Source organism: Pseudomonas solani (assembly GCF_026072635.1).
Lineage (GTDB): Bacteria > Pseudomonadota > Gammaproteobacteria > Pseudomonadales > Pseudomonadaceae > Metapseudomonas > Metapseudomonas solani.
In genome coordinates, this window is the sequence record NZ_AP023081.1 from 1,067,339 (window position 1) to 1,093,714 (window position 26,376).

The 26,376-nt window shown below is 68.1% G+C and carries 29 protein-coding genes; 17 read left to right on the forward strand and 12 right to left on the reverse strand.

The genetic code is table 11. From position 1 onward, the window contains the following. The first annotated feature begins 67 nt into the window (after nucleotides 1–67). The 7 genes from PSm6_RS04980 to PSm6_RS05010 all read left to right on the forward strand — a co-directional run bounded on the left by PSm6_RS04980 (nucleotide 68) and on the right by PSm6_RS05010 (nucleotide 5,396). The gene (locus PSm6_RS04980; RefSeq protein WP_184487462.1) at nucleotides 68–1,513 is read left to right on the forward strand and encodes a mannose-1-phosphate guanylyltransferase/mannose-6-phosphate isomerase; all 1,446 of its coding nucleotides are present in this window, start codon (nucleotides 68–70) and stop codon (nucleotides 1,511–1,513) included. Nucleotides 1,514–1,680: 167 nt separating this feature from the next. Further along, on the forward strand, nucleotides 1,681–2,145 hold the full coding sequence (locus PSm6_RS04985; protein ID WP_021220914.1) for a hypothetical protein: 465 nt from the start codon (nucleotides 1,681–1,683) through the stop codon (nucleotides 2,143–2,145). Nucleotides 2,146–2,197: 52 nt separating this feature from the next. Then, on the forward strand, nucleotides 2,198–3,037 hold the full coding sequence (locus PSm6_RS04990) for an SDR family oxidoreductase (protein WP_043239976.1): 840 nt from the start codon (nucleotides 2,198–2,200) through the stop codon (nucleotides 3,035–3,037). Then, nucleotides 3,034–3,402 carry a hypothetical protein gene (locus PSm6_RS04995; protein ID WP_021220916.1) on the forward strand — a complete coding sequence of 123 codons (369 nt, stop codon included), beginning with the start codon at nucleotides 3,034–3,036 and terminating at the stop codon, nucleotides 3,400–3,402. The genes PSm6_RS04990 and PSm6_RS04995 overlap by 4 nt, the downstream gene beginning before the upstream one ends. Nucleotides 3,403–3,587: 185 nt before the next feature. Beyond that, nucleotides 3,588–4,319 carry a hypothetical protein gene (locus tag PSm6_RS05000; protein WP_265169686.1) on the forward strand — a complete coding sequence of 244 codons (732 nt, stop codon included), beginning with the start codon at nucleotides 3,588–3,590 and terminating at the stop codon, nucleotides 4,317–4,319. A gap of 241 nt (nucleotides 4,320–4,560) precedes the next feature. Further along, nucleotides 4,561–5,097, forward strand: a complete 537-nt coding sequence (locus PSm6_RS05005; protein WP_265169687.1) for a GNAT family N-acetyltransferase — start codon at nucleotides 4,561–4,563, stop codon at nucleotides 5,095–5,097. Between the two features lie 59 nt (nucleotides 5,098–5,156). Next, a complete protein-coding gene (locus PSm6_RS05010) occupies nucleotides 5,157–5,396 on the forward strand; it encodes a hypothetical protein (protein ID WP_265169688.1) in 240 nt (79 codons plus the stop codon). A 132-nt stretch (nucleotides 5,397–5,528) separates the two neighbouring features. On the opposite strand, the gene PSm6_RS05015 is transcribed toward PSm6_RS05010, so the two are convergent. After that, nucleotides 5,529–6,401, reverse strand: a complete 873-nt coding sequence (locus PSm6_RS05015) for a DMT family transporter (RefSeq protein WP_265169689.1) — start codon at nucleotides 6,399–6,401, stop codon at nucleotides 5,529–5,531. 144 nt (nucleotides 6,402–6,545) lie between these two features. On the opposite strand from PSm6_RS05015, the gene PSm6_RS05020 reads away from it, so the two are divergent. Continuing rightward, nucleotides 6,546–7,364, forward strand: a complete 819-nt coding sequence (locus PSm6_RS05020; protein WP_265169690.1) for an AraC family transcriptional regulator — start codon at nucleotides 6,546–6,548, stop codon at nucleotides 7,362–7,364. Here the strand turns inward: PSm6_RS05020 and PSm6_RS05025 are convergent. After that, nucleotides 7,361–7,678 (reverse strand): cupin domain-containing protein, encoded by a 318-nt coding sequence (locus PSm6_RS05025; protein ID WP_021220921.1) that lies wholly within the window; start codon nucleotides 7,676–7,678, stop codon nucleotides 7,361–7,363. The two genes, PSm6_RS05020 and PSm6_RS05025, sit on opposite strands and share 4 nt — an antisense overlap. Continuing rightward, entirely contained in the window at nucleotides 7,675–8,580 is a 906-nt protein-coding gene (locus tag PSm6_RS05030; RefSeq protein WP_031288267.1) for a DMT family transporter, read from the reverse strand. Before PSm6_RS05030 ends, PSm6_RS05025 begins: the two co-directional genes overlap by 4 nt. Before the next feature lie 150 nt (nucleotides 8,581–8,730). On the opposite strand from PSm6_RS05030, the gene PSm6_RS05035 reads away from it, so the two are divergent. Continuing rightward, complete coding sequence (locus tag PSm6_RS05035; protein ID WP_043239956.1) at nucleotides 8,731–9,603, forward strand: helix-turn-helix domain-containing protein; 873 nt, start codon at nucleotides 8,731–8,733, stop codon at nucleotides 9,601–9,603. 501 nt (nucleotides 9,604–10,104) lie between these two features. Here PSm6_RS05035 and PSm6_RS05040 read toward each other — a convergent pair. Both PSm6_RS05040 and PSm6_RS05045 read right to left on the reverse strand, forming a co-directional pair. Next, entirely contained in the window at nucleotides 10,105–11,061 is a 957-nt protein-coding gene (locus tag PSm6_RS05040; RefSeq protein WP_021222046.1) for a PA2778 family cysteine peptidase, read from the reverse strand. Then, a complete protein-coding gene (locus PSm6_RS05045; RefSeq protein ID WP_021222045.1) occupies nucleotides 11,061–11,459 on the reverse strand; it encodes a PA2779 family protein in 399 nt (132 codons plus the stop codon). Before PSm6_RS05045 ends, PSm6_RS05040 begins: the two co-directional genes overlap by 1 nt. Before the next feature lie 170 nt (nucleotides 11,460–11,629). On the opposite strand from PSm6_RS05045, the gene PSm6_RS05050 reads away from it, so the two are divergent. From PSm6_RS05050 to PSm6_RS05060, 3 genes are all read left to right on the forward strand, one after another. Next, entirely contained in the window at nucleotides 11,630–12,139 is a 510-nt protein-coding gene (locus PSm6_RS05050) for a sigma-70 family RNA polymerase sigma factor (protein ID WP_021222044.1), read from the forward strand. Continuing rightward, nucleotides 12,139–13,101 carry a FecR domain-containing protein gene (locus PSm6_RS05055; RefSeq protein ID WP_021222043.1) on the forward strand — a complete coding sequence of 321 codons (963 nt, stop codon included), beginning with the start codon at nucleotides 12,139–12,141 and terminating at the stop codon, nucleotides 13,099–13,101. Before PSm6_RS05050 ends, PSm6_RS05055 begins: the two co-directional genes overlap by 1 nt. A 468-nt stretch (nucleotides 13,102–13,569) precedes the next feature. After that, entirely contained in the window at nucleotides 13,570–15,756 is a 2,187-nt protein-coding gene (locus PSm6_RS05060; RefSeq protein WP_043240275.1) for a TonB-dependent receptor, read from the forward strand. 195 nt (nucleotides 15,757–15,951) lie between these two features. Here PSm6_RS05060 and PSm6_RS05065 read toward each other — a convergent pair whose 3' ends face one another. Genes PSm6_RS05065 through PSm6_RS05075 form a run of 3 tightly spaced genes read right to left on the reverse strand, consistent with a single transcriptional unit; the run spans nucleotide 15,952 to nucleotide 18,091 of the window. Then, nucleotides 15,952–16,275 carry a DUF3325 domain-containing protein gene (locus PSm6_RS05065; protein WP_021222041.1) on the reverse strand — a complete coding sequence of 108 codons (324 nt, stop codon included), beginning with the start codon at nucleotides 16,273–16,275 and terminating at the stop codon, nucleotides 15,952–15,954. Continuing rightward, nucleotides 16,275–17,798 carry a PepSY-associated TM helix domain-containing protein gene (locus PSm6_RS05070; protein WP_265169691.1) on the reverse strand — a complete coding sequence of 508 codons (1,524 nt, stop codon included), beginning with the start codon at nucleotides 17,796–17,798 and terminating at the stop codon, nucleotides 16,275–16,277. The genes PSm6_RS05065 and PSm6_RS05070 overlap by 1 nt, the downstream gene beginning before the upstream one ends. Further along, the gene (locus PSm6_RS05075; protein ID WP_021222039.1) at nucleotides 17,795–18,091 is read right to left on the reverse strand and encodes a DUF3649 domain-containing protein; all 297 of its coding nucleotides are present in this window, start codon (nucleotides 18,089–18,091) and stop codon (nucleotides 17,795–17,797) included. Before PSm6_RS05075 ends, PSm6_RS05070 begins: the two co-directional genes overlap by 4 nt. A 368-nt stretch (nucleotides 18,092–18,459) precedes the next feature. Here PSm6_RS05075 and PSm6_RS05080 point away from each other — a divergent pair, with 368 nt between their 5' ends. Then, on the forward strand, nucleotides 18,460–18,783 hold the full coding sequence (locus PSm6_RS05080; protein ID WP_021222038.1) for a DUF3509 domain-containing protein: 324 nt from the start codon (nucleotides 18,460–18,462) through the stop codon (nucleotides 18,781–18,783). Nucleotides 18,784–18,805: 22 nt separating this feature from the next. Here the strand turns inward: PSm6_RS05080 and PSm6_RS05085 are convergent, their stop codons facing one another. After that, nucleotides 18,806–19,294, reverse strand: coding sequence for a phosphate-starvation-inducible protein PsiE (locus PSm6_RS05085; RefSeq protein ID WP_021222037.1), 489 nt, complete (start codon nucleotides 19,292–19,294; stop codon nucleotides 18,806–18,808). 268 nt (nucleotides 19,295–19,562) lie between these two features. On the opposite strand from PSm6_RS05085, the gene PSm6_RS05090 reads away from it, so the two are divergent. The 3 genes from PSm6_RS05090 (at nucleotide 19,563) to PSm6_RS05100 (ending at nucleotide 21,589) form a co-directional block, all read left to right on the forward strand. Further along, nucleotides 19,563–19,826 carry a YebG family protein gene (locus PSm6_RS05090; RefSeq protein WP_021222036.1) on the forward strand — a complete coding sequence of 88 codons (264 nt, stop codon included), beginning with the start codon at nucleotides 19,563–19,565 and terminating at the stop codon, nucleotides 19,824–19,826. Between the two features lie 167 nt (nucleotides 19,827–19,993). Then, complete coding sequence (locus PSm6_RS05095; RefSeq protein ID WP_021222035.1) at nucleotides 19,994–20,878, forward strand: sterol desaturase family protein; 885 nt, start codon at nucleotides 19,994–19,996, stop codon at nucleotides 20,876–20,878. Nucleotides 20,879–20,941: 63 nt separating this feature from the next. Next, nucleotides 20,942–21,589, forward strand: a complete 648-nt coding sequence (locus tag PSm6_RS05100; RefSeq protein WP_021222034.1) for a transglycosylase domain-containing protein — start codon at nucleotides 20,942–20,944, stop codon at nucleotides 21,587–21,589. Nucleotides 21,590–21,850: 261 nt separating this feature from the next. Here the strand turns inward: PSm6_RS05100 and PSm6_RS05105 are convergent, their stop codons facing one another. Next, nucleotides 21,851–22,528 carry an AraC family transcriptional regulator gene (locus PSm6_RS05105; protein ID WP_265169692.1) on the reverse strand — a complete coding sequence of 226 codons (678 nt, stop codon included), beginning with the start codon at nucleotides 22,526–22,528 and terminating at the stop codon, nucleotides 21,851–21,853. 553 nt (nucleotides 22,529–23,081) lie between these two features. Here PSm6_RS05105 and PSm6_RS05110 point away from each other — a divergent pair. Then, nucleotides 23,082–23,534: a BRO-N domain-containing protein gene (locus PSm6_RS05110; protein WP_265169693.1), complete on the forward strand. Its 453-nt coding sequence runs from the start codon at nucleotides 23,082–23,084 to the stop codon at nucleotides 23,532–23,534. Nucleotides 23,535–23,689: 155 nt separating this feature from the next. Here the strand turns inward: PSm6_RS05110 and PSm6_RS05115 are convergent, their stop codons facing one another. Next, entirely contained in the window at nucleotides 23,690–24,793 is a 1,104-nt protein-coding gene (locus PSm6_RS05115; RefSeq protein WP_021222031.1) for a response regulator, read from the reverse strand. A gap of 11 nt (nucleotides 24,794–24,804) precedes the next feature. Continuing rightward, nucleotides 24,805–26,376, reverse strand: a complete 1,572-nt coding sequence (locus tag PSm6_RS05120; RefSeq protein WP_265169694.1) for a response regulator — start codon at nucleotides 26,374–26,376, stop codon at nucleotides 24,805–24,807.

The following is a 26,376-nucleotide window of genomic DNA, read 5'->3' on the forward strand; positions in this document are numbered from 1 at the left end:
AGAAATCAGTGATCGATGTGATGAGCAATCTATCCACAAACGACAAGCGATTTTAGGAGATACACCCATGATTCCTGTGATCCTCTCTGGCGGTAGCGGCTCCCGACTCTGGCCCCTTTCGCGCAAGCAGTACCCCAAGCAGTTCCTGGCCCTGACCGGTGACCACACCCTGTTCCAGCAGACCCTGGAACGCCTGAACTTCGAAGGCATGCAAGCCCCGGTGCTGGTGGCCAACAAGGATCACCGCTTCATCGTCCAGGAGCAGCTGGACGCCATCAAGGTCACCCCGCAGGCCATGCTGCTCGAACCCTTCGGCCGCAACACCGCGCCCGCCGTCGCCATCGCCGCCATGCAGCTGCTGGCCGAAGGCCGCGACGAGCTGATGCTGGTGATGCCGGCCGACCACGTGCTGGAAGACCAGCGCGCCTTCCAGCAGGCCCTGGCCCTGGCCACCATCGCCGCCGAGAAGGGCGAGATGGTGCTGTTCGGCGTGCCGGCCCTGCGCCCCGAGACCGGCTACGGCTACATCCGTGGCAAGGATTCCGCCGGCAGCCTGCCGGACGGCATCAGCCGCGTCGCCCAGTTCGTCGAGAAACCCGACGCCGAGCGCGCCCAGCAGTACGTGGACTCCGGCGACTACTTCTGGAACAGCGGCATGTTCCTGTTCCGCGCCAGCCGCTTCCTCGATGAGCTCAAACACCACGACGTGGACATCTACGACACCTGCCTGCTGGCCCTGGAACGCAGCCAGCGCGAAGGCACCACGGTGACCATCGATGCCAACACCTTCGCCTGCTGCCCGGACAACTCCATCGACTACGCGGTGATGGAAAAGACCCAGCGCGCCTGCGTGGTGCCGCTGTCCGCCGGCTGGAACGACGTCGGCAGCTGGAGCTCGATCTGGGAAGTCCACGACAAGGACAAGGACGGCAACGTCACCAAGGGCGACGTGGTGGTGCAGGACAGCCACAACTGCCTGGTGCACGGCAACGGCAAGCTGGTGTCGGTGATCGGCCTGGAAGACATAGTCGTGGTCGAGACCAAGGACGCCATGATGATCGCCCACCGCGACCGCGTGCAGGAGGTCAAGCAGCTGGTCAACGAGCTCGACGCCCAGGGCCGCAGCGAAACCCAGAACCACTGCGCCGTGTACCGCCCCTGGGGCTCGTACGACTCGGTGGACATGGGCGGCCGCTTCCAGGTCAAGCACATCACCGTCAAGCCCGGCGCGCAGCTCTCGCTGCAGATGCACCACCACCGTGCCGAGCACTGGATCGTGGTCTCCGGCACCGCCGAGGTGACCTGTGACGACAAGACCTTCCTGCTCACCGAGAACCAGTCGACCTACATCCCCATGACCTCGGTGCACCGCCTGACCAACCCCGGCAAGATCCCCCTGGAGATCATCGAGGTGCAGTCCGGCAGCTACCTGGGCGAGGACGACATCGAGCGCCTGGAAGACGTCTACGGCCGCAGCGACGCGGTATCGGTGAGTCATGTGACAGCACGCTGAGCCTCCTTCCCCCATCGGGAGGCCCATTCCCCCTGTGCCAGCAGGGGGAATGGCGTGCGCCAACCCAGGGGGCCCAGCCGGGCCCCCGCGCCTGGCACATCCCACCCCGCATCGCCGCAGCGTAATGCGCTAGCATTGAGCCCCTCGAAACCCCCACGGGCGTTCCCATGCTGATCGGTGCGATCCTCATCCTGACCTGGCTGATCCTGGTCATCCGCCACCCCGCCAAGGCCCTGCCCATCTCCCTGGTCGCCGTGCTCGGCATCGGCCTGGTCGCCGCCTGGGTGCTCTGGGAGGAGCGCGTGGTGGACCGCCAGCTGGCCCTGCTCGACGTGCGCGTCGGCTACGCCCCCGACCAGTGCCCCGCCGACCGCCCCCTGCAGATCCGTGTGCACAACGGCAGCAGCACCACCCTGCTGGACCTCGCCTGGGTGATCCAGGCCTACCGCCCGGGCGACTCGATCAACCTCACCCAATCGACCTACGAGGCCGAACGCTCCCTCGGCCCGCCGCGCCTGCAGGCCGGCGCCGACTGGAGCGACTGCCTGCCCCTGCCGCCCCTGCGCAGTGGCTACCGCCCGCAGACCCTGGAGTTCCGCGCCGAGCGATTACATGGCAGATTCACCGACTGAACACCCACCCGCTGTCGCCTCCACCACAACAAGACCAACAAGGAACCCAGCAATGAGCCAACCCGTTGCCCTCATCACCGGCTGCTCCAGTGGCATCGGCCGAGCCCTGGCCGATGCCTTCAAGCACGCCGGTTACAGCGTCTGGGCCTGCGCCCGCAAGGCCAATGACGTCGACGCCCTCAATGTCGCCGGCTTCATCGGCGTGCAGCTGGACGTCAACGACGAGGACGCGGTGGCGCAGCTGGGCGAGCGCCTGCAACGGGAAACCGGGCGCCTCGACGTGCTGGTCAACAACGCCGGCTACGGCGCCATGGGCCCGCTGCTCGACGGTGGCACCGACGCCCTGCGCCGGCAGTTCGAAACCAACGTCTTCTCGCTGATCGGCCTCACCCGCGCCTGCTTCCCCGTGCTGCGCGCCAGCCGCGGCCTGGTGGTCAACATCGGCAGCGTCTCCAGCGTGCTGGTCACCCCCTTCGCCGGCGCCTACTGCGCCTCCAAGGCCGCCGTGCACGCGATCTCCGACGCCCTGCGCCTGGAACTCGCGCCCTTCGCCATCGAAGTGATGGAAGTGCAACCCGGCGCCATCGCCTCCAGCTTCGGCGCCAACGCCAGCCGCGAAGCCGAAGCCGTGATCGCCGAAGGCTCGCCCTGGTGGCCGATCCGCGACGGCATCCGCGCCCGTGCCCGCGCCTCCCAGGACAACCCCACCCCCGCCACCGAATTCGCCCGCGACCTGTTCGCCGCCATCCAGCGCCACCCGCGCCCGCGTCTGCTGCGCCTGGGCAACGGCAGCCGCGCCCTGCCGCTGCTCGCCACTCTGCTGCCCAAGGGCCTGCTGGAATCGGTGCTGAGAAAACGCTTCGGCCTCAACGTCGCCCTGGAACGCCCGTGAACGACCCGCGCCCGGCCTTCACCCTGCGCTACGCCATCGGTGGCGTAGCCCTGGCGATGGTGCTCAACCTCGCCCTGCGCAGCCTGGTCAAGGTCGGCGGCCTGCTCGCCACCCTGGTCATCGCCGGTGCCGTCGCCCTGCTCCTCGCCGCCGCCTTCCGCCTCATCCAGCGCCGCGCCCCCAGCCGCGGCGAAGCCTGGCGCATCGTCCTCGGCTACGGCGCCCTGCTCGGCGTCCTCTACCTCGGCCTGCTCGGCATGATGACCCTGCAGGACCAACCCAGCCCCATGGCCGTCTTCCTCTTCTTCCTGCACTACCTCTGCTACCCCGCCTTCGCCTGGCTCACCCTCCTCGCCCGCCGCTGACGCCCCGCCCGTTGGGCCTCGCTGCGCTCGGCGCCAACCTACGTCCACCTCTCCGCTCGGTCCTCACCGGTGTGTAGGGTGGATGCCGCTCTTTGCATCCACCAGCGGCCTCTTCCCGAGCATCACGGCCTCAGGCTATAAACGCGACCTGCCGGCACGCCCGTCGGCGGACAAGGAGCAGCAAAATGCAGGGAAGACTGACGGCGCTGGCGCTGGTAGCCGCGACACTCGCGGGGTGCGAGGCCATTGTCACGGTGGAAGGCACCATCGAACCCCGGCTGTTCGCGCGCTCCAAATGCGAGTCGTTCATTCGAAACTCGACGGGGAAGTCATCCTCGTCAGAAATCCATGAGGCCACCTTTTACGACGGCATGATGGTGTCGCCATTCGGCGACGATCTGTACACCGTCCGCGTCGACTGCAAGGCCCACGACGGCACACTGCTGGCCAGCCACCAGGAAATCGTGACCCTCGGCGACGAGGCCTCGACCCTCTACATGGGCCTGATCAGCACGGAGCCACGCAAGGGACGGAGCCACGAGCCCGAGTGGGTCATCGCCGAGAAGGCACCGCCACCACCGCCCGACCCCACCTGCCCTCGCCGTGAATCACCGAGCGCCTACACCCAGGCATTCGACGCCATCGGGCAACGCCTCGCCGAGGATGGCCAGCAGAAGGTCGCGATGAAGCGCCTGAACAGGCTGGCCCACCGCAATGGCTGGCTGCTGGTAGAGGCCGAATACGAACGCCTTGGCCCCATGAGCTTCCTCCTGGAATCCGACCAGCAGGGCTATGCCGTGAAAAGCTACTTCGTCGGCACCACCCCGAGCGGCAAGCGCAGCACGATCATCCGCACCCTGTTCGAGCAGGAAGCGCCCAACGTGCCGCCCGACCTGCTCGCCTGCCTACTGGACTGACACCTCACCGCCCATACCAACGCAGCGGACCCGAACCCTGCCCCGTTGGGCCTCGCTGCGCTCGGCGCCAACCTACGCCCAGCTCCCCCGCTCGAACCTTACCGGTGTGTAGGGTGGATGCCGCTCTTTGCATCCACCATGCGGCGCCCACCCGAATACCAACCTCCCCACGAGGCACGCCCCCTCACCGTTGCAGGTCGATCCCACTAGAATCTCAGCCTCCCCCATCGGAACGGACACCATGCACCTGCGCCCCCTCGATTTCCCCCGCGACGCCGAAGCCCTGAGCGCCTTCGATGCCGGCTACGACACCCACCTGCTCTACCGCGTGGAGCGGCAGGGCCTGGCCTTTGCGCTGGTCGAGGAACGTCGCGCGGAGCCCTTCCGCAAGCGCTATGACGCCGAGGGGTTCGCCGAGGATGTCGAGGACGCCGACTTCGCCCTCGCCGCCGTGGCCGAGGACGGCAGCCTGGCCGGGTTCGCCTGCGTACGGCTGGAGGAATGGAACCGCAGCGCCGAGCTGAGCGCGCTGTTCGTCGCGCCGGCCCACAAGGGCCAGGGGCTGGGCCGGCGGCTGCTGGACGAGGCGACCACCTTCGCCCGCGCCAGCGACGCGCGCTGCCTGTGGCTGGAGACCCAGAGCAGCAACCACCCGGCCATCAGTTTCTACCTGAAATCCGGCTTCGCCTTCAGTGGCCTCAACACCGCCCTCTACGACCCGCGCGAGACGGCGCCCGAGGAAGTCGCGCTGTTCTTCAGCCAGCCCCTGGGCGCCTGAAAAACGGTGGAACCGTCGCCCTCCCCGTCTCACTAAAAAAGAGAACAAAGGGGGATCCGATGGACTATCTCGACCTGCTGCAATGGCCGGCGATGCTGGTGACGGTGGCCGCCGCCTGGCTGATCGGCTCGAAGCAGCCAGCCCGGCGACACATCGGCTTCTGGGTGTTCCTGGCCAGCAACGCCCTGTGGATCGCCTGGGGCCTGCACGCCCAGGCCTGGGCGCTGATCGTGCTGCAGCTATGCCTGGCGGCGATGAACATGCGCGGCGCGAAGAAGGCCGACGAAGCCGGCGGCTAGCGGCTGGCCGTGCCGGGCAATGGCAAGATCAGCACTAGACCGTAGCCCGGACTTCAGTCCGGGAACACTCGGCACCGCTCCCGGGCTGAAGCCCGGGCTACGGAACTGGCAGCAATGAACCTGTGCGGAGGGCTAGCGGTTTGCCGTGTCGCGTAACGGCACCGCCAGCACCAGGATCGCCAGGACCACCGCGCCAATGCCCAGCCCCTGGAACAGCCCCAGCGGCTCCCCCAGCAACACGGCCGCCAGCGCCACCGCCGTAAGCGGAGCCACCGCCGTGAAGGTGGCCGCCTCCCCGCCGCTGACCCGCGACGAGCCGGCGTACCAGAGCAGGAAGCCCGCCGCCGTCGGCACCCAGGCGTACCACGCCAGCGCCCCCAGGGATGCCGGCGCAGGCCAGGCCACCGGCCCCTCCAGCAGGGCCAGCGGTGCCGACACCAGCAACCCGAGGACGACCATGGCCGTGGCCTGCTGCACCGCGCCCAACGGTTGGCGCATGCGCTTGTTGAGCAGGATGAACGCGCTCTCGCACAGCACTGCGCCGAACACGCAGAGCATGCCGAACCCGCTGCTCGGCCCGCTGGCCTTCCAGGCCACCGCCATCACCCCGAGGGTCGCCAACGCCACGCTGGCCACCGGCCGCAGCCCCGGTCGCTCCCCCAGTACCAGCACCGAGAACAGCGCGGACACCGCCGGCAAGGTGCCGATGATCACCCCCGCATCCGCCGCCGGCAGGTGGGCCAGGCCCATCACCAGCAGCACCGTGTAGCCCACGCTGCCAGCGGCGGCCTGGAGCACCAGCAACACACGGTCCCCAGCCCCCAGATACGGCCAACCCTGGCGCCGCAGCAGCCACAGCATCACCGGCAGGGCCAGGACGAAGCGCAGCGCGGTGGCCTGGAACGGCGGCACGTTGCCCGCCAGGACCTTGGAAGCGATGACCGTGGTGCCCACCGTCATCATCGCCAGTGACAGCAGCAGATAGCCTTGTGCACGTCTCGACACCCTGACCTCCCGAATAGCCTCTCGCTGGATTGCGAGGGCCCATTCAGGCGCATCCGCCGCCTCGGTTCTTGAACGAAATTGATCTGCCGGGGCCCGTGCCCACCCTGGCTATACTGCGGCCTCGCACACGACCGGGAGCCGCACATGGCCGGCGGGACGCACACCGAAGCCTTCGACATCCAGCCCTGCCGGCTGCCCGGCATTCTCGCGGTGGAAGCCACCTCCAGCCGCGCCTTCGGCCGTCACACCCACGACCGTTTCGGCATCGGCATGATCCTCCAGGGCGCCCAGGATTCGGCCAGCGGCCGGGGCGAGGTACGCGCGGAACCGGGCTGCCTGATCGCGGTGAACCCCAACGAAGTGCACGACGGCCGCCCGGTGGCGCACGGCTCGCGCAGCTGGCGCATGCTCTATTTCGACACTGCCTTGATCGGGCACGTGGCCCAGGCACTGGGGCAAAGCCCCGGCTGCGAATTCGCCTACCCGGTGCTGCCACGGAGCGCCACCAACCAGGCCTTCCACAGGCTCCACGCGGCCCTCACCGGCCCGGCCAGCGAACCCTGGTGGGAAGTGGCGGAGCAGGAACTGCTGTCGATTCTCGGGCCGCTGGTGGAAAGCGCCCCCACGCCGCCGCTGTCACTGCCCCGGCAGGCCATCGCCCGGGCACGGGCACGGCTGGACGAAGCGCCGGAGCAGGCCGTCAGCCTCGCCGAACTGGCCTTCGAGGCCGGCGTCAGCCCCCATCATTTCCTCCGCGCCTTCAAGGCCGTCACCGCGCTGCCGCCCCACGCGTATCGCCTGCAGCGCCAGCTGCACAAGGCCCATCGCCTGATCCTCGCCGGCGAGCCGTTGATCCAGGCCGCCCTGGCCACCGGCTTCGCCGACCAGAGCCACCTCAACCGCCATTTCACCCGGGCCTACGGCTACACGCCCGGTGTGCTGGCGCGGGCCCTGCGCCGCTAGACGCTGCCTTCGCGCTCCACCACCAGAATGCGCGCCGCCCCACGCGGGTGGGCCACGTGCTCGCAACCGGGGCCGGCATGGAAGAGGTCGCCGACGCCCAGCAGCACCGCGTGCTCCTCGCCGCCCTCGCGGTAGCGCATCTCCACCTCGCCATCGAGCACCACGAAGACTTCGCTGCCGTCGTTGACGTGCCAGATGTAGGGCTGGTCGGTCCAGTGCAGGCGCACCGTGGTGCCGTCGAGGTTGGCGATATCCAGCGCCCCCCAGGCGCGCTCGGCGGTGAAGTCGCGGCTGCGTACCACGCGCTGGCTCATGCGCGGCTCCCCAGGGGCGCGGCGGCCACCGGCGCCTTGGGCTTGCGGAACACCAGCAGGTTGCCGGCCATCACCAGCACCAGGCCGAGCAGCGCCGGGGCGGTCCAGCTGTAGCCTTCGGCGAAGGCCGAGATGTTCAGCGCCACCACCGGGAACAGCACGGTGCAGTAGGCCGCGCGCTCCGGCCCCATGCGCCCGACCAGGGTCAGGTAGGCGGTGAAGCCGATCACCGAGCCGGGGATCGCCAGGTACAGCAGCGAGCCGAGGTAGCGGGTGTTCCACTCCATGCCGAAGGGCGTGCCGCTGGCCAGGCACCCCAGCACCAGCAGCGAGGCGCCATAGAACATGCCCCAGGCGTTGGTGGTCAGCGGCCGGTAGCCGGCCTTCTGCTGCAGGCTGGAGAGCATGTTGCCGGCGGAGAAGCACAGCGTGCCCAGCAGCGCCAGGCCAAGGCCCAGCAGGGTTTCACGGCTGGCCTGGTGGCCGGCCAGTTCCGGCCAGAACAGCAGCGCCAGCCCGGCCAGGCCGAGGGCACCACCCGCCAGCACGTTGGCGGCGATGCGCTGGCCGAAGAACACCCGCGCATTCAGCGCGTTCCACAGGGTGGCGGTGGAGAACACCACGGCGATCAGCCCGCTGTGGATCCACTGGCTGGCGGTGTAGAAGCACATGAAGTTGACGCAGAACAGGCACAGCCCCTGGGCCAGGCAGATCATCTGCGCGCGGCCGTCGAGCTTCTGCAGGCGGCGGCTGAGCAGGAGGATGGCGAACAGCACCACGGCGGCCAGGGCGAAGCGGTAGGCGATGGACACGGGAATGGCCACCTCGCCCATCTGCAGCTTGATGGCGATCCAGGTGGTGCCCCAGATCAGGACGGTGAGCAGGTACAGCGAGAGGTTCATGGCGGTCATCCGGGTGGTGCGTCGAGGGGCCAGTCTCCCGCGCAGCCCGTCGGCGCGCTTGCAAAAACTTGCGCTTATCTGCGCCACCCCGCTGCGTCGCGCGGGCGCCCGCGCTAGCATGGTCACCCAAGCCACCCGGTTGCCCCGCGCATGTCGTCACTCCTGCAGAACCAGGTCTTCCAGTCCCTCGCCAGCTCGCCCCATGCCCGCCTGGAGCATGCCGCCGAGCTGGGCGATGGCATGGGCGCGGCGCTGTGGAGCAACCACCACGACGCCCGCGACTACCAGGGCACCCGCCTGCACACGCTGTCGTGCTACCTGGCCGGCGGCACCGGCACCTTCCGCCGCGAGCGCCCGGACACCAAGGGCGCGCCGGACAAGCTGTGCATCCTCCCTGCCGGGCACGAGTCCTCCTGGGTGATCAACGGCGAGATCCGCCTGGCGCACCTGTACATCGCCCCGGCGCAGTTCGCCCACGCCGCCGTCACCCTGCTCGACCGCGAACCCCGCGAGCTGCAGATGCACGAGGCGACCTTCCTCGACGACGCCGAGCAGGCCGCGCGCTTCCACCGCCTCATCCAGCTCGACTGGAACGAGCCCGGCGAACGCATGCTCACCAGCAGCCTGGCCCACGAGATGCTCGGCCACACCCTGCTGACCCAGGTCGGCCTGCGCCAGGGCCCGCAATTCAAGGGCGGCCTGGCCCCGGCGGTGCGCAAGCGGTTGATGGAGTACATCGACGCCCACCTGGCCGAACCGCTGAGCCTGGGCGAGCTGGCGGCCTTATCCGCGCTTTCGGAGTACCACTTCGCGCGGATGTTCCGCGAAAGCTTCGGCTTGCCGCCGCACCAGTACGTGCTCGCCCGCCGCCTGGCCCACGCCCGCCACCTGCTGGCCCGCACCGCCCTGCCCCTGGGCGAGGTCGCCCTGGCCTGCGGTTTCGCCAGCGCCAGCCACTTCAGCAACCGCTTCCGCAGCGCGGTCGGCGGCACGCCGGGGGACTATCGGGCGGCGATGGGGTAAGCGACGGGCCTCCTGGTGGCACCGACGTGATGGGTTTCGCGGAGCTCTACCCATCCTACGAAAGTCCGTGCGCACCACGTGGAGATGCGTTGGACGAAGAAAGTTGGAGCAGCCGCCAACGCCCCTCCAGGAGGCTGAACGCAGTCGTTGCGCCGGGGGACGAGCGGCATGGATGCCGCGAGAGGCGCGCCAGGCCATGGATGGCCCATCGCGCCGGCCCCCAGACGACGCTTGCGGCGAACGCACTTCAGTGCGGCCCGAAGGGCGAGCGTAGCGAGTAACGGCGAGGGAGTGAAGGAACCCCGGCGAAGCCGGGGCCGGATGATGGGGCAAGCGTTTTTGGTTCCTTTTTTGTGGTTCGGCATCCCGACGATTGAAAAAAGGGACTCGCCCGGGGGGGCGAAACCAGAAACATCACCAGAGCTCGGCAATCAGCTGGACTCAAATCCTCTAGCAACACTTAACGCAGACAGAGCCAATGAATTCGCTCCTAAAGGGAAATCATTGCCCCCCGCACGCCGGCAGGGCTTCACACCGGCCGCCGGCCTTGGCTGCGTCACCGAGGGGTGCGGCCATGCGCGTGTCGTCCGGGGCCAACTGGCGGGCGCAGGCGCGGGCCTGCCCGGCCTGGTTCGGACAGCCGCGTTCGGCCAGCAGCTCGGAGAGGTTGAACCAGCCCAGGGCGTAGTCCGGCTTGCGGGCGATGCTTTCGCGCAGGGCCTTCTCCGCGCCGTCGCGGTCGCCTTCGATGTAGCGCGCGTTGGCCAGGGCGAACAGCGGCAGCGGCTCGCGGTACCAGTGGCCGGAAGCGGTCAGGTAGGCGCGTTCGGCGCGCTCGTGCTGGCCGGTCTGCTCCAGGTCGCTGGCGCCTTGCATCCAGGCTTCCAGGCGCGGCTCGGCCGGCAGTTGTTCGGGGGGCAGGGTAACCACCGCCCAGCGCTCGGCGCGGGCCCAGGTGCGATCGAAGCTGCGCAGGTCGGTAACCCAGCGCCGCGTGGTGGCCGAGCGCAGCACCAGCTCGTCCTTGGCGCGGTCGTAGCCGACCACCACCGCGAAGTGCCATTGCGGGTACCAGTCGAGGCCGAGGTTCTGCATCACCAGCACCGGGTTGCCCGCCGCCACCTGGGCCAGCAGGGCATCCAGGCTCGGCTGCAGCGGGTAGACCAGCATGCCGCTCTGTCGCGCCGCCGCCACCAGTTCCAGCTTGAGGCTGCCGCGCCGCTCGGGCAGGTAGACCTTGGGCACCAGCGCCTCGGGCGAGGTCGCCACGCCGCGGTGCACCAGCACCGTGGCCAGCGCCGCCGGGCCGCACTGGTAGTCCTCCTGCGGGTAGAAGGGCACGTCCACCAGCTCGATGCGCTCGGGCAGCCGCTCGCTCTGCGGCGGCAGCAGCGGGCCGCTGGCGCAACCGGTGAGAAGCACGGCCAGGGCGAGGAGCCCCGGCCGCAGCAGGCGCATCAACGGATGCATTTGATGAAGCTGAAGATGTCCGTGGCGCAGAGCATGTCGGTGATGATGAAGATCACCAGGAACAGCACGATGATGCCGACGATGCCGGCACCGGCGGGCTCCTGCTGCAGCTGCTGGTTGAACTGCGCCAGCTCGGCGGGGGTGAGGCTGTTGATACGCGCCTCCACCTGCTCACGGGGCACGCCGTACTCCTGCAGCTTCTTCTGCACGTCCTGGTTATCCAGCATGCCGCGCAGCTGGGCGCGGTCGACCTGTTGCTGCTGTTCCTGCAGCGCCTGGGGCGTGCCGATCATGGCGGCCTGGGCCAGCGGTACCTGGGCGAAGAAGGTGAGTTGGCTAGCGACCAGCACGGCGGCGAGTCGGCGGGTGGTGGCGGGACTGAGCATGGTGGTTCTCCTGGATCACGTTGTTGTGATCGATTGACCCGCGCCTCGCTTCCCGGGTTCCACCCACCGATCAAGTGGGGTGCACGGCCGCATTGCGCAACGGCCACGGCACAAATAGAATGCGAAGCATTCCTATTTGATCCAACCCCAATCCCCTCCCGGAGCCTTCCTTGACCAGCAGCCAGGCCGCCCCCGAGCAGGCGTTGCACAAGCTCTACAGCGACCACAACGGCTGGCTCCGGAATTGGCTGCAGCGCAAGCTCGGCTGCCCGCAGAGCGCCGCCGACCTGGCCCAGGACACCTTCCTCAAGGTGCTGCTGGGGCGCGAGGCGCACCGCATTCTCGAACCGCGCGCCTTCCTCACCACCATCGCCAAGCGCGTGCTGGCCAACCACTACCGCCGCCAGGACATCGAGCGCGCCTACCTGCAGGCCCTCGCCGCGCTGCCGGAAGAGGAAGTGCCCAGCGAGGAAACCCGCGCCATCATCCTGGAAACCCTGATGGAGCTGGACCGCCTGCTCGACGGCCTGGCCCCTCTGGCGAAAAAGGTCTTCCTGCTGGCCCAGGTGGACGGCTGCACCTACAACGAGATCGCCGAGCAGCTCGGCCTCTCCCTTTCCAGCGTCAAGCGCTACATGGCCAAGGCCGCTGAGCGCTGCTACTTCGCGGAGTGCCTCTGATGGCCCTGCGCAAGCCCGGCGAACAACGCATCGCCCCCGCCATCGCCGCCCAGGCGGTGCAGTGGCTGGTGGAGCTGCAAGGCGGCACACCTTCGCGCCAGCGCCAGGACGCCTGGCAACGCTGGCGCGCCGCCGACCCGGAGCACGAGCGCGCCTGGCAGCGCATCGAATCGGTCAACCAGGGCCTGCGCGGGCTGAACACCCCCAGCGCCCTCGCCGCCCTGGACGCACCCTCCTCGCGCAGCCGGCGTGATGCGCTGAAGCTGCTCACCCTGCTGGTGATCGCCGGTGGCGGTGCCCTGGCGGTACGCGAAAGCGACCCGCTGCTGGCCCTGCGCGCCGACCAGAGCACCGCCGTGGGCGAGCGCCGCAACCTGGCCCTGGCCGATGGCTCGACCCTGTCACTGAACACCGACAGCGCGCTGGATATCCGCTTCGACGCCCGCCAGCGCCTGCTCCACCTGCGCCAGGGCGAAATGCTGGTGGAGGCCGTGGACGAGGCGCGGCCACTGCGGGTGGAAACGCCCCAGGGGCTGATCCTGCTCCACGGCGGCCGCCTCGCCGTGCGCCTGCAGGAGAGCCGCAGCCAGGTCAGCCTGTTCACCGGCGAGGCCCAGGTGTTCAGCCATGGCCAGCGCCTGGCGCTGCAACCCGGCCAGCGCCTCAACCTCGACGCCCGTGGCAGCGGTGCGGCCCAGGTGGCGGACGAGAACAGCGTGGCCTGGATCAACGGCATGCTGGTGGCCAGCGCCATGCGCTTGGGCGACTTCCTCGCCGAACTGGGCCGCTACCGCCACGGGCGCATCGGCTGCGACCCGGCCATCGCCGACCTGCGCCTCTCCGGCACCTACCCGCTGGACCACACCGACAGCATCCTCGCGATGCTGCCGCGCACCCTGCCCGTGGAGGTGCGCAGCGTCACCCGCTACTGGATCAGCGTGCACCCCAGGGCCGCGTCCTGAGCCGCGCACCGGCACCGCGAAAATTTTTTTCACCGACCTGAACCTTTTTCCCGGCCTCGCGTGACAGGGAAGGCAAAACCCCTTTCCCTCTCCCGAACGAGTGCCGCCATGACCGCCGACCCCACCCTTCGCCGCTTCGCCCGCACGCCCCTGGCCCGCGCCATGCAACCGCTGCTGCTGGGCCTGAGCCTGGCCGCCGCCGGGCTGCCCGCCATTGCCAGCGCCCAGGACCTGGTGATCGGCGCCGAGCGCCGCCAGGCCTTCGACATCCCGGCCGGCGGCCTGGAGCCCGCGCTCAACCGCTTCGGCCGCGAAGCCGGCGTGCTGCTGTCCTTCAGCCCGGAGCTGACCCAGGGCCGCAGCACCCAGGGCCTCAAGGGCGAGTTCGCCGTGGCAGAAGGGCTCGACCGCCTGCTCGCCGGCAGCGGCCTGCGCGCCGAGGCCGGTGAAGGCGGCTTCAGCCTGCACATGGCCACCGAAGGCGCGGCCCTGGAGATCGACCGCCAGGTGGTGATCGGCTCCCGTGCACCGGTGAGCATCAGCGAGCTGCCAGGCACCGTGTGGGTGATCGACAGCCACCAGTTGCAGGAGCAGACCAAGGCCGGCGTGCCCTTCAAGGAAGCCCTCGGCCAACTCATCCCGGGCATGGACATCGGCCCCCAGGGGCGCACCAACTACGGCCAGAACATGCGCGGCCGCAGCGCCCTGGTGATGATCGACGGCGTGTCGCTGAACAGCTCCCGGGGCATCAGCCGCCAGTTCGACTCCATCGACCCGTTCAACATCGAACGCATCGAAGTGCTCTCCGGTGCCAGTGCCGTGTACGGCGGCGGCGCCACCGGCGGCATCATCAACATCGTCACCAAGCGCGCCGAGGCGGGTGATGTGCGCTTCAACAGCGAGGTCGGCGTGCGCACCGGCTTCGAAACCCACCAGGACCACGACTGGCGCGTGGCCCAGTCGGTGAGCGGCGGCAGCGAGCAGGTCAAGGGCCGTCTCTCGGTGGCCTACCAGAAGAACGGCGCCGCCTACGACGGCAACGGCGACCAGGTGATGCTCGACATCACCCAGACCGACCTGCAGTACAACCAGGCGGTGGACGTGATGGGCAGCCTGGACTTCGCCTTCGCCAACGGCCAGAGCCTCAACCTCGGTATGCAGTGGTACGACTCCGGCTACGACGGCGACAAGGGCGTGAACCTGGGGCGCAACTTCCAGGGCCTGCGCGGCCAGGTGCCTTTCGAGGTGGAAGGCGGCGCCAGCTTCGACCGCGAACCGCACACCGAGCGCCAGCAGTTCAATGCCACCTGGCACGTGCCCGAAGTGCTCGGCCACGACTTCTACCTGCAGGCCTACTACCGCAGCGAGGAGATGGCCTTCCAGCCGTACCCAAGCGTCGCCTTCGGCAGTGGCGGCGCCATCGATACCGCGCGCTCCTACTACTCCGCCTCGCAGCAGGACACCGATTACTTCGGCCTCAAGTCCGTGCTGGTGAAGGAATGGGATCGCGTCAGCCTGACCTACGGCGCCGACTTCGAGTGGGAGAGCTTCGACTCCGACCAGGCCATGTTCAACCTGACCACCGCCGCCGCCACCGGCGGGCTGGTGGCCGATGAGTACGCGCGCATCGGCCGCTACCCAGGCATCGACACCGACAGCAAATCACTGTTCGCCCAGACCAGCTGGAAGGCCACCGACGACCTGACCCTGTCCGCCGGCATCCGCCACCAGCGCATCGGCAACGACGTGGGCTCTTTCGTCGCCGCCGCCCAGCAGGTGCAGATCAGCAAAGGCAACGGCACCAGCGCCGACGCCGTGCCGGGCGGATCCAAGGACTACCAGGTGGACCTGTACAACGCCGGCGCCGTCTACAAGCTGAGCAAGGCGCAGCAGGTGTGGGCCAACTACTCCGAGGGCTTCGAGCTGCCCGACCCGGCCAAGTACTACGGCCAGGGCAGCTACACCCTGGTGGGCAACCACTGGACCCTGGGCCGCCACGTCAACGTCAAGGACTCCGCCCTGGACGGCATCAAGACCAAGCAGATCGAGCTCGGCTGGCGCCACTACGCCGACGGCCTGGATGCCCAGCTGGCGGCCTTCTATGCCTGGTCGGACAAGAGCATCACCTACAACCGCACCACCCTGCTGGTGGAGCAGCTGGACAACAAGAAGCGCAACTACGGCCTCGAAGGCCAGGCCAACTACTGGCTGAACGACAACTGGCAGATCGGCGCCAGCGCCCTGGCCATCCGTTCCCAGCAGAAGATCGCCAAGCGCTGGCAGAAACAGGACGTCACCGCCGCCAGCCCGTCCAAGCTCACCGCCTTCGCCAGCTGGCAGAACGGCGAAACCAGCCTGCGCCTGCAGGCCGTGCGCAGCTTCAACCTCAGCGACGACGGCAACGTCCTGGCCAACGGCAACTTCGACGGCAACGACCACAAGATCGATGGCTACACCACCTTCGATCTGCTGGGCAGCCAGGTCCTGCCGGTGGGCACCCTCAACGTCGGCATCCAGAACCTGCTGGACAAGGACTACACCACCGTCTGGGGCCAGCGCGCCCAGGTGTTCTACGGCACCGCCGCCACCGCCGACCTGTTCGACTACCACGGCCGTGGCCGCACCTACAGCCTGAGCTACAGCGTCGAGTTCTGATGCCCCTTGCAGACCCCGGGCTGAAGCCCGGGCTACACGTGTAGGTTGGCCACACTTCGTGGGCGAATTCATTCGCGAAAAAGCCGGCACTTAGCCGGCTTTCAAAACAGCATGGGTTTCGCTGCGCTCTACCCATCCTACGGGCTGTATGTAGGTTGGTGCCCAGCGGGCCGCAGGCCCGCCAGCGTCAGGCCATCAGAGCAGCGCCATCACCCCACCGCCCAGCGGCAGCAGTGCCACCAGGGGCAGCACCCAGCGGCTTTGCCAGGCCAGCAGGGCCACCAGCAGCAGAGCGGCGAGCATTACCTGGCAGAGCCAGAGGATGGTGCCGATCTCGCCACCCTGGTCACTCACCGCCAGGGCCAGGCCGATGGCGAAGGCGAACACTGCGACGACACGCAGCAGGCGCACCCGCGCCTCGGGCAGCGGGCCCTGGAACAGCACCTTGTGGTGGCGGGACATGGCCAGGCTCAGCGCCGTCATGGCCAGGTAGCAGAACGCGAATCCGAGCAGCAGCATCAGGCGCCTTCCTCTGCCAGTTGGCGGCGCACGCGCGGGGCGGGCACGGCACGGGGTTGCGAGCGGCGCCAGGCCAGCGCTGCGCAGAGCAGGCCGCAGCCGAGCAGGCTCAGGTCGATGCCCGCCAGCGCCCAGTCGCCACGGGCGGCGCTGGCCAGCAGGCTGGCCTGGCCACCAGTGAAGGCATTGAGCAGCGGCAAGCCGAGGGCCAGCAGGGCGAAGACGGCGAGCAGGTCGCGCGCCACCTGGCCGCTGTTGCGCCGCAGCACCGCCCAGAGCGCCACCAGCAACCAGGCGCCGACGAAGACATAGGCCTCCGCGCTGGCGCGAGCGGCCAGGTCCGCGGGGAGCAGGCGGTTGCAACAGAGCAGCGCCAGGCTGGCGATGGGCAGACCGCCGATCACCGCGCCATTCAGTGCACGCACCAGGCCGATGCCCCGGCTGCCGCGCGCCTCGCGCTTGGTCAGCCACACCTGCAGGCCACCCACCACCATGGTGCAGCCCATCAGGCCCAGCAGCAGGTACAGGGCGCGGACGATCTGCCCGCCGAACTGGGCCATGTGCAGGTTGCTCAGCCAGACGAAGCTCTGGTAGCCGGCCAGGTAGGGTTTCTGCTCGTGCAGCAGCTCGCCGCTGCCGGCGTCGTAGGAGAGGGTCCAGAGGAAGTCCACCACGCGGCTGCGCTCATAGCGGCGGATGTCCACCACCGCCGCCTCGTCGCCTGGGTGGTGGATGCTGATCCAGCCCGGCTCGCCACCGCCCCAACGCTGCTTGGCGTCCAGCACCAGGCCGTCGAGGGACACCGGCGGCGGTGCCGGGCGCTTCACGTCCTCGCGGCTGTACTGGCCGATCACCTCGTTGAAGAAGGTGGTGGTGTCGCCTTTGTAGGCCACCTGCATGCCGGCGGGCATGTAGTAGATGACGAAGATCGCCAGCCCGGTATAGGCGATCAGCAGGTGGAACGGCAGCCCCAGCACGCCGAACAGGTTGTGGGCGTCGAGCCAGGCGCGCTGGCCGTTGGCCTTGGGCCGCAGGGTGAAGAAGTCCTTGAAGAAGCGCCGGTGGATGATGATGCCGCTGATCAGCGCCACCAGCATGAACATGCCGGCGAGGCCGACGATGTAGAGGCCGGCCATCCCGGCGTGAAGGTTGTAGTGGAGGACGAACCAGAAGCTGCCGCCGAGGGTTTCCGGCAGCACCTCGCCCGTGGCCGGGTCGAGGGCGAAGCGCCGGAACTCGCTCTCGTCCGCCGGCTCGTAGCCGGCCCACCAGAAGGGCTCGCGCTCGCTCGGCGGACGCATCCACAGGGCGTGGGCATCGGGCGCCTTGGCCAGCAGCCAGTCACGCACCTGGTCGATGGATAGCGCGTGCTCGCCCCCCTCGTGCAGGGTCGGGCGCATCCAGCGTTCCAGCTCCTTGTCGAAGCAGGCGACGCTGCCGGCGAAGAGGATGACGAAGAGCAGCCAGGACGGCAGCAGCCCGCCCCAGGTGTGCAGGCCGGCCATGGATTGACGCAGGCTCATGGGCGCACCCCATAGCCTTCCGGGACGAAGGCGGCGAGCGCCAGCACCAGGGTCAGGCCGCCGAGCACCAGCCAGGCACGCAGGGCCGAGCGGGCACCGAAGGCGTAGAGGATGGCCACCGCGTACACGGCGAAACAGCCCAGGCTGGCGAAGGTGACCCGGTCGGCACGGATCAGCGGCAGATAGACGGCGAGGAAGGCGGTGGCCGCGTAGGCCACCGCATATCCGCCGAGGATCGCCGCCAGCACGCGCGAGGCGACGGCCCAGGGCGCGGAGGGGTTGGCTTTGCTCACGTCGTTCCTTTCATCAGTGGTCAACCGGTTGGAGGTGGCGCCGGTTGTCGGAGGCTGGGCAGGCCTGGAGGCCGGGCGAGACCGGAGAGCCTGCAGAACTACCTGAGAATTATTTTCACCTGTTAAGGAAATGCAATTCCTTTCTGCAGGATTGCCGCAGATTCTTCGTCGATCACGTACGGAGGCGCCTGGATTCGGCAATGGCAATGGGGGAAGGCGGGATACACGCAACGGCAGGCGTACGACCCGGAGTTGGCCATTCACGACGCTGGTCAGGTGCCCGGCTTTCCGTTCGTCAACACGGATCGAACTTTGCAGAGCCACACCCAGTCAATCGCTCCATGCGTCAACAACTCAGGTAGCTCGCCATGTACAACCCCTTTCAGATTCTGACCGATGCCTTCCAGGCCGATTACCGGGTCAACCTCAGCCTGGAGCGCCTGGACGGCAACATCATGCTCACCCTCACGGACGAAAGCGGCGTGGTGGCGCGGCGCATGATCAGCCCCGCGCAGCGCAACGACCAGAAGCGCCTGGAGCGGGTGATCGAGAGCATCCGTTTCGGGATCGCGATCGAAAAAGGGCATAACGTCGGCGAAATGCTCAGCGCGATGACCAGCGGCAAAAGCATTCCGCCCATCGCCAACCGCCAGCCCGGGCGGGTCACCGGCCCCCTCGCCGTCGGCATCTGAGCGCCCTGGCGGGCGCTCGGGCTCAGGCCTCTTCTTCGCCGCGCGTGACCTGCAGGCGGCGCCGCGGGTTGACGCTGTCGCTGGCTTCCGAGGGGAAGCGTGACGAGGCGAAGCGCACCACCAGGATCGACAGCGCCAGCAGCAGGATCGCACCGCAGACATACACGATGCTCTCGTCGGGGCGGTTATGGTGCGAAACGTCGGAGATCAGCAGGCGCGTCAGCGCGGTGATCGCCACGTAGATCAGGAAGCGCACCGGCATGTGGTTGGTCTTGAAGTAGATTCCCACCATCGCCCCCAGCTCCAGGTAGATGAACAGCAGCAGGATGTCATCGACCGTGATGTGCCCCTTCTCCACCATCCCCAGGAATGCCACCACCGCCGCCCAGGCGGTAATCCCCCCGATGGCGAACAGCGCCAGGTAGTGGAAGCTCTCCACCAGCAGGTTGCCCAGCGACTCGGCCAGCCCATGCACGTTGCCGCGCAACTCTTCAGCCCATTTGATTTTCACGATCCAGCTCCTCGGTACGTCTTGGTGGCGATGGTGAATCACCGGGATGACGATCAGACCTTGCAGGATGGAGGCCAGCGGTCCCGGCCCCATGAGATGCGCGGGTGCGGCCTAACGCCACGGGACAGGTTGTCGCAGGGGCGACGAGGAGCAGGACAGCGGCGCTGGCATGGCCTATGAATGAGAGCTGTTGACGGAGAAATCCGACCCATATACTGTACGCACATCCAGTATCTTACAGACCGATTTCAAAGGTGAGAGGTGATGAATGGCCGTCGAAGTGGTGTACCGCAGCAGCCGCGACCCGGAGCGCTTGTTCATGGATAAAGCCGAAGCCGACCGTTACGACAAGATGCTCGAACTGGCCGAATCCCTGGCCACCGTTCTGAACAAGGCCGTGCCCTCGCTGAGCGAGCAGCAGGTCGAAGAGCTGGGCATCTACATGGCCCGCAACCGCGACATCTTCGCCCGCGCCTTCAAGAACCAACCCGATGCCCTCGCCGAACTGGATGCCCCTCCCGCCGACGAGTGACCCGAACACCCCTCATTGCAGGCATGCCCGTCCTGCACCGAGCCCGCTGCCCCAGCGGGCTTTTTTTATGCCGGGCAAAAGCCCGCGCCGACACCTTGCGCCGTTTGTTCAAGCCCCTGGCCACCGCCCGATCGCATGCTGCAAGCCCCTTGTGAAGGAGCTTCGCCATGCGCCGTCTGTTCGCCTGCCTCTATGCCCCGGTCTTTCTCCTCGGCTTTCTCGCCCTGGCCCTGTGGATGACCGAGCACCTGCCCTTGCCCTGGTTGCTGCTGGTGCTGCTCCCGGCCATCACCGCCTGCTTTCTCGCCGAAGCCTGGCTGCCCTATGAACGGGCCTGGAACCGCAACCACGGCGACCGCCTGCGCGACTCGCTGCACGCGCTGGTCAATGAAGGGCTCAACTGCCTGGGCATCCTGGTCATCCCGTTGAGTGCGGCGCTGCTGCCCGACATCGGGCTCTGGCCCCACCACTGGCCCCTGGCGCTGCAACTGCTGGTCGCCATCCTCGCCGCCGACCTGGGCATCACCCTGATGCACTACGCCAGCCACCGCATCGGCTTCCTCTGGCGCCTGCACGCGGTGCACCACAGCGTGAAGCGCATGTACGGTTTCAACGGGCTGATGAAGCACCCGCTGCACCTGGGCTGCGAGGCTCTGGCCGGCACCTTGCCGCTGTTGCTGCTGGGCATGCCGGAACAGGTCGCCGCCCTCCTCGCGCTGGCCATCACCCTGCAACTGCTGCTCCAGCACAGCAACGTCGACATGCGCATCGGCGCCCTGCGCCACCTGTTCGCCTGGGCGCCGGTGCACCGCTTCCACCACATGAAATACGGCCGCGCGGGCGACGTGAACTTCGCCCTGTTCTTCAGCTTCTGGGACCGCCTGCTGGGCACCGCCTTCCACAGCGACTACCGCATGCACGGCGACGACCTCGGCATCGGCAGCCGCCCCGACTACCCCGACGCCTACCTCGCGCAACTGGCCGAGCCCTTCCGTGAAAGCACGGGCGAACACCCCGCTCCGGAGATTCCGCAGGGGTTGATGCGTTCGTAGGGCGACCGCGAGAGCAGCGATGCAACCTGCGATAGGATGCGCATCCGCACGCAGGGATGAACGATGAACGCACGGACCTATACGCCCCTCTCAATTGCCAGGGCTCTCCTGCGCTGGCTCCTCCGGTTGCTGCTCGTACTGCTACTCATCCCGGTGGTCGCCTACCTGTACTTCGTGGCCACCCGCTTCCTGCCCGCCAAGCCCGGGCTGGATGCGGCAATGGCTCCTTATCAGGGGCCAGCGCCGCACCTGCGAATGTTGAGGGATATCGTCTGGGCAGATGCCCAGGGCTATATGCGGCTTCCCAGCCTGCCGAGCTGGATGAATGAGCCGGATGTACGGCTGACGGGCTACCTCGCACGCTTGATATCCATGGAGGGAGAGCGCCCTCGCTCCACGCTGCAACGGCACCTCGGCGATTTGGCGTGGCAGTTGTCGCTGAATATCAGCTACGACCGTGAATCCATCACATCCCTGTGGAGTGCCAAAGCGTTCTCTCCTGCAGGCGCCGGAATGGAGGCAGCCGCGCTGCACTACTTCAACCGCCCACTCCACGAACTGGAGTGCCACGACCTGGCGGCGCTGGTGGTGATGGTCCGAGCCCCCAGGCGCTTCGCCCCCGGTTCGGCGGCCTCGGAAGAACGTATCCGCGCAACCGGCCTGGAGGCCGCCTGTAGACAACCCATGACAGACAACGCGGAAACGCCGTAGGGCGGGTGAAACCCGCGAAACCATGCGCCACAGACGTCGGGTTGCACCCGACCTACGTGTCTGTCCCGACGTCCCGAAAAGCGGGCGGATGAATTCGCCCCTACAGGTGCGACCTGCCGAGGCGAACTCCGTCGTAGGGTGGGCCACCCTACGGGCACCGCGTTTCCCGTTGAGGCCGTGAAACGAAACCTCGCAAGCACGGCCCGTAGGATGGCGTAGAGCGCAGCGAAACCCATCACTGGCAGCCCCAGGTGCTTCCGCTCAGCCGATCAGGCGCAGTTGCAGGTTGCCGAGGTTGAGGTCGGCGCGGATGCCGAAGGTGGTGCGCATGGTGCGGGAGAAGTGCGCGGCGTCGGCGAAGCCAGCGCCGTGGGCGGCCTGGGTGAGGGGTTGGCCTTCGAGGGCCAGGCGTAGGGCCAGGCGCAGCCGACGCCAGAGCACCAGGCGGCGGACGGAGAGGCCGACCTGTTCGCCGAACAGGCGCTCCAACTGGCTGAGGGAGAGGCAGGCGCGGCTGGCCAGGGCCTGGGCGCTGACCTTGTCGGCCAGCAGTTCGTCCACCTCGTCCAGTGCCCGTTGCAGGCGGGCGTCCAGTGCCGGGCGCGGGGCGGCCAGCAGGCGTGCGGCCAGGGCGTGCAGATCCGTACCGGCGTCGGCCAACAACGCCAGCAAGGCCTGCGGAGCGAAGGCCAGAGGTTCGGCGTATACGGCCAGCAATGCCTGCCCAGGCAGGGCCAGCGCGTGCTCGCGCATGGATTCCACCAGCACCGCCTGGCCGCTCACCGGCTCGCCTTCCACCAGCAGTTGCAGGGGTGCCTGGCGCGCCAGCAGCACCTGGTGGGCGTAGTGGGCGTGGGGCCGGGCATCACCGCTGGCGCCGTCGATCAGGCAGAAATCGCGGGCCAGCCAGAGTGCGCCTTGCCAGGGGGATTCGGTCATCACGGCGTCCTGCCGGTTGCGGGGCGGACAGCATTGGGGGCGGAGGCCGATAGGGCAAGAGGAAGCTGCCGAGCCCAAGCCCATTGCAGATCGAAGGTCGTCTGCCTAGGGTGCTGTCCTTGTCGATTTGCCTGGCGTTATGGCGGGTCGCGTGAGGAGACCTTCGGGTCTGCCGGTTCCCGTCTTGCCGGTTCGCTAACCTCACGCGCTCCGCCTCCTTTCATCGCCATCTTCTGACATGCAAACGGGACGATCTCCCCAGCAGTCCGATTGTTCGAGTGGCCCCCTCCCTATCCTCCGGCGGTCGCGGTCAATCCCGCGACCGGGCGTTGACGGCCCGAAGAGATGGCGCATCGTGCCCACTGGCACATGTGGAAGGCGGCGTATGCCTTTTGTGCCTGCAAACCTCCACATCGCTCAATGGCGGACTGCGCGGGGAGACCCTCAGGTCTGCCGGTCTACATCTCACCGGTTCGTCAACCCCGCGTGGTCCGCCACCCTTACCTTGACGAAACAGAGTGGCGGCTCCTGTACCCGGAGATGGAGCTTCACCATGCACGGTGCATTTATCCCCCTCACCTTCTACCGCCACAACCGCCCGCTGCGCGCGCTGATGCTGGACAACCAGCCCTGGTTCGTCGCAGAGGATTTCGCCCGCCTCCTGGGCATACAGCATCCGCAGATCCTGCACCGTCGCCTTGGCAGCGACCATGCACGGCGAGTGTTCCTCGCCTGCGCCAGCGGCCTGGAGCAACCGGTGGGTGTGATCAGCGAGGCCGGCCTGTACAAGGCGCTGGTGCGCTTCGGCCACCCGGAGAATCCGCAGCTGGAGCGCTGGCTCAATCACGAGGTGATCCCCACCCTGCGCGATGCCCATGAGCATGACGGCCAAGTGCCGCGCCGGGTGTTGCTGGCCTGGCAGAGTACGCGGGTGGTGATGCTTAACTGGCAGGGCGAACTCTGGGTGCCGCTGGAGGACATGCCGAGCCTGGTGCACCCGGGCTAGGCAGGTCGCTTTTGTGGGAGCGGTTTCAACCGCGAAGGTCCGTGCGCCGGGCCTGATCGCGAATGAATTCGCTCCCACGGGGAAGACCCGTGCCGCTCGGTATTCCCCGGGCTACGGGCATGCCGCTTTGTGAGAGCGGCATGGGCGCGCCTGGTCTAGTCGTCGTGGAAGCGCCGGGCGATGTCCTGGAACCGGGGGTGGATGCGGGCGAAGGCGTCGGTGATGTCCGGATCGAAGTGGTTGCCACGTCCCGCGAGGATGATCGGCACCACTTCGTCGTGGGGCATGGCGGCCTTGTAGCAGCGTTTGCTGATGAGCGCGTCGTATACGTCGGCCAGGGCCATGAGCCGAGCGGAAAGGGGGATCTCGTCACCGGCCAGCCCGGACGGGTAGCCGCTGCCGTCCCATTTCTCATGGTGGTAGCAGGCGATCTCCTTGGCCAGGCGCAGGAACTCCACTTCCACCCCCAGGGCCTCCTCCGCGTGGACGATGGCCTCCTTGCCCAGGATCGGGTGGTTCTTCATCTGGGCGAATTCCTCGGGTTCCAGCTTGCCCGGCTTGAGCAGGATCCGGTCCGGCACGCCGACCTTGCCGATATCGTGCAGGGGGGCGGATTTGAACAGCAGGTCGATGGTCTTGGGCGTGAGTTCGTCCTGGAAGCGCGGGTGGTCGCACAACTCCTCCGCCAGCAGCTTCACGTAGTGCTGGGTGCGCAGGATGTGGTTGCCGGTCTCGTTGTCGCGGGTTTCGGCGAGGGATGCGAGGGAGTGGATGGTGATGTTCTGGATCAGCTCGTTCTCCCGGGTGCGCCGCTCCACCTCCTGTTCGAGGTAGGCGTTCTGGTTGTAGAGCAGGTCCCGCGCGGTCTTCAGCTCCAGGTGGTTGCGCACCCGGGCGAGGACGATGGCGGGGGTGATGGGCTTGTGGATGTAGTCCACGGCCCCGAGGGCCAACCCGTGGGCCTCGGCGCTCTCCTCCACCTGGGCGGTGAGGAAGATCACCGGCACGCCTCGCGCCTGGGGGATCTCCTGCAGCGCCTGCATCACCTGGTAGCCATCCATGTGGGGCATCACCACGTCGAGGAGGATGAGATCCACCCGCGTTCCCGAGGCGAGGATGTCCAGGGCCCGCTGGCCATTGATGGCGACCTTGACCCGGTAGTGGGGCCCCAACAGCGCGCTGAGCAGCGAGAGATTCTCCGGCGTGTCGTCGACCACCAGCAGGGTAGGTTTGCTGTCGGGATCCATCAGGTTGAGCATCGAGGGTGACCTCACTCCATATTGAACAGATCGGGCCGTGCGGTCCGGAGTTCGTGTAGATGTGCCAGGGCATCGGTGAAGCGGAACTGCGTCATGGCCTCCGCCATCGGCGGCGCAGCGCCGCCCAGCGCCTCGGCCAGCGGCTGCCGATGCTGCTGGAACAGGGCCAGGGCATCGGCGTCGTCATCGGCCAGCAGGGCCATCAGCCGGGCCAGCAGGCCGGGCATGTCGGGGGCTTTCTGTCCGGACGGGGCGGCGTCCTCCACCGGCAGGAGCGCTCGCAAGCCCTCGGCCAAACGTTGCTGCAACTGCGCGCCCTCCTCGGCCAGCGCCAGCAAGCCGTCGAGGTCATCCTGCCCGGCCAGGGCGCCTTCGAGCCGGGCCGAGAGTTCCCGCAGCGATTCGGCCCCCAGGGTGGCGGCGATGCCCTTGAGGGTGTGGGCGTGACGGTGCGCCTCCTCCCGCTGGCCAGCCCGCAGGGCGGCGACCAGGTTCTGCATGGGCTGGCTGCCCTGGCGGGCGAAGCTGCGCAGCAGGTCCTCGTACCACTGCCAGTTGTGCATCAGGCGCTGCAGCGCCGCCTCGGCGCTCAGGCCAAGTGCGTGCAGCGGTTCCAGCCAATGCTCCGGCGAGGCCGGTTCCGGGAGCGGCGGCTCATTCGGCGCCTCGGCCTGGAGGGCGAAGGCGGGTAGCCAGCGCAGCAGGGCGGCATAGAGTTTCTCGGGGTCGATGGGCTTGGCGATGTGGTCGTCCATGCCGGCCTCCAGGCAGCGCTCGCGGTCACCGGCCATGGCATTGGCCGTCATCGCCAGGATCGGAATGCGCGCCCCGCCCTGCTCACGCTCGCGCAGGCAACGGGTCGCAACCAGCCCGTCCATCACCGGCATCTGCATATCCATGAGGATCAGGTCGACGGGCACCTGGGCGGCCATTTCCACCGCAATGGCTCCGTTCTCGGCTACCACGACCTCGGCGCCGACCAGTCGCAGTAGCCCCTTGGCGACCTGCTGGTTCAGCTCGTTGTCCTCGGCCAGGAGAATCCTCGCGCCGTCGAAACGCTGGGGCACGGACGGGGCGGCGGTGCGCGGGGGCAGTGAGGTCACCTGCTGGCCGAACAGGCCGATGAGGGTGTCGAACAGCACGGAGGCGCACACCGGCTTGACCAGCACACGGTCGAACCCGGCGCCTTCGGCCTCGCGGAGCACCTGTTCGCGGCCGTAGCCGGTGACCATGATGCGACGGGGCCGGCTGGTCATGCCGCGCGCGATCAGCCGGCGCCCGGTCTCGATGCCATCGAGCCCCGGCATGTGCCAGTCCAGCAGTACCACGTCGTAGGGGCGCCCGTCCTGCTCGGCGTCGGCGATCATCTGCAACGCCTGCTGGCCCGATTCGGCCGTGTCCACGGCAAAGGTCATGCTGGCGAGCAGGGTGGCGAGGATGTTGCGCGCGCTGGGGCTGTCGTCAACCACCAGCATGCGCCGGCCGCGCAGGTCCAGGCTGGGCAGGTAGCGGGCGCGGCGCCGCCCCCGGCCCAGCCTCGCGGTGAACCAGAAGGTGCTGCCCTGGCCCGGCTCGCTGTGCAC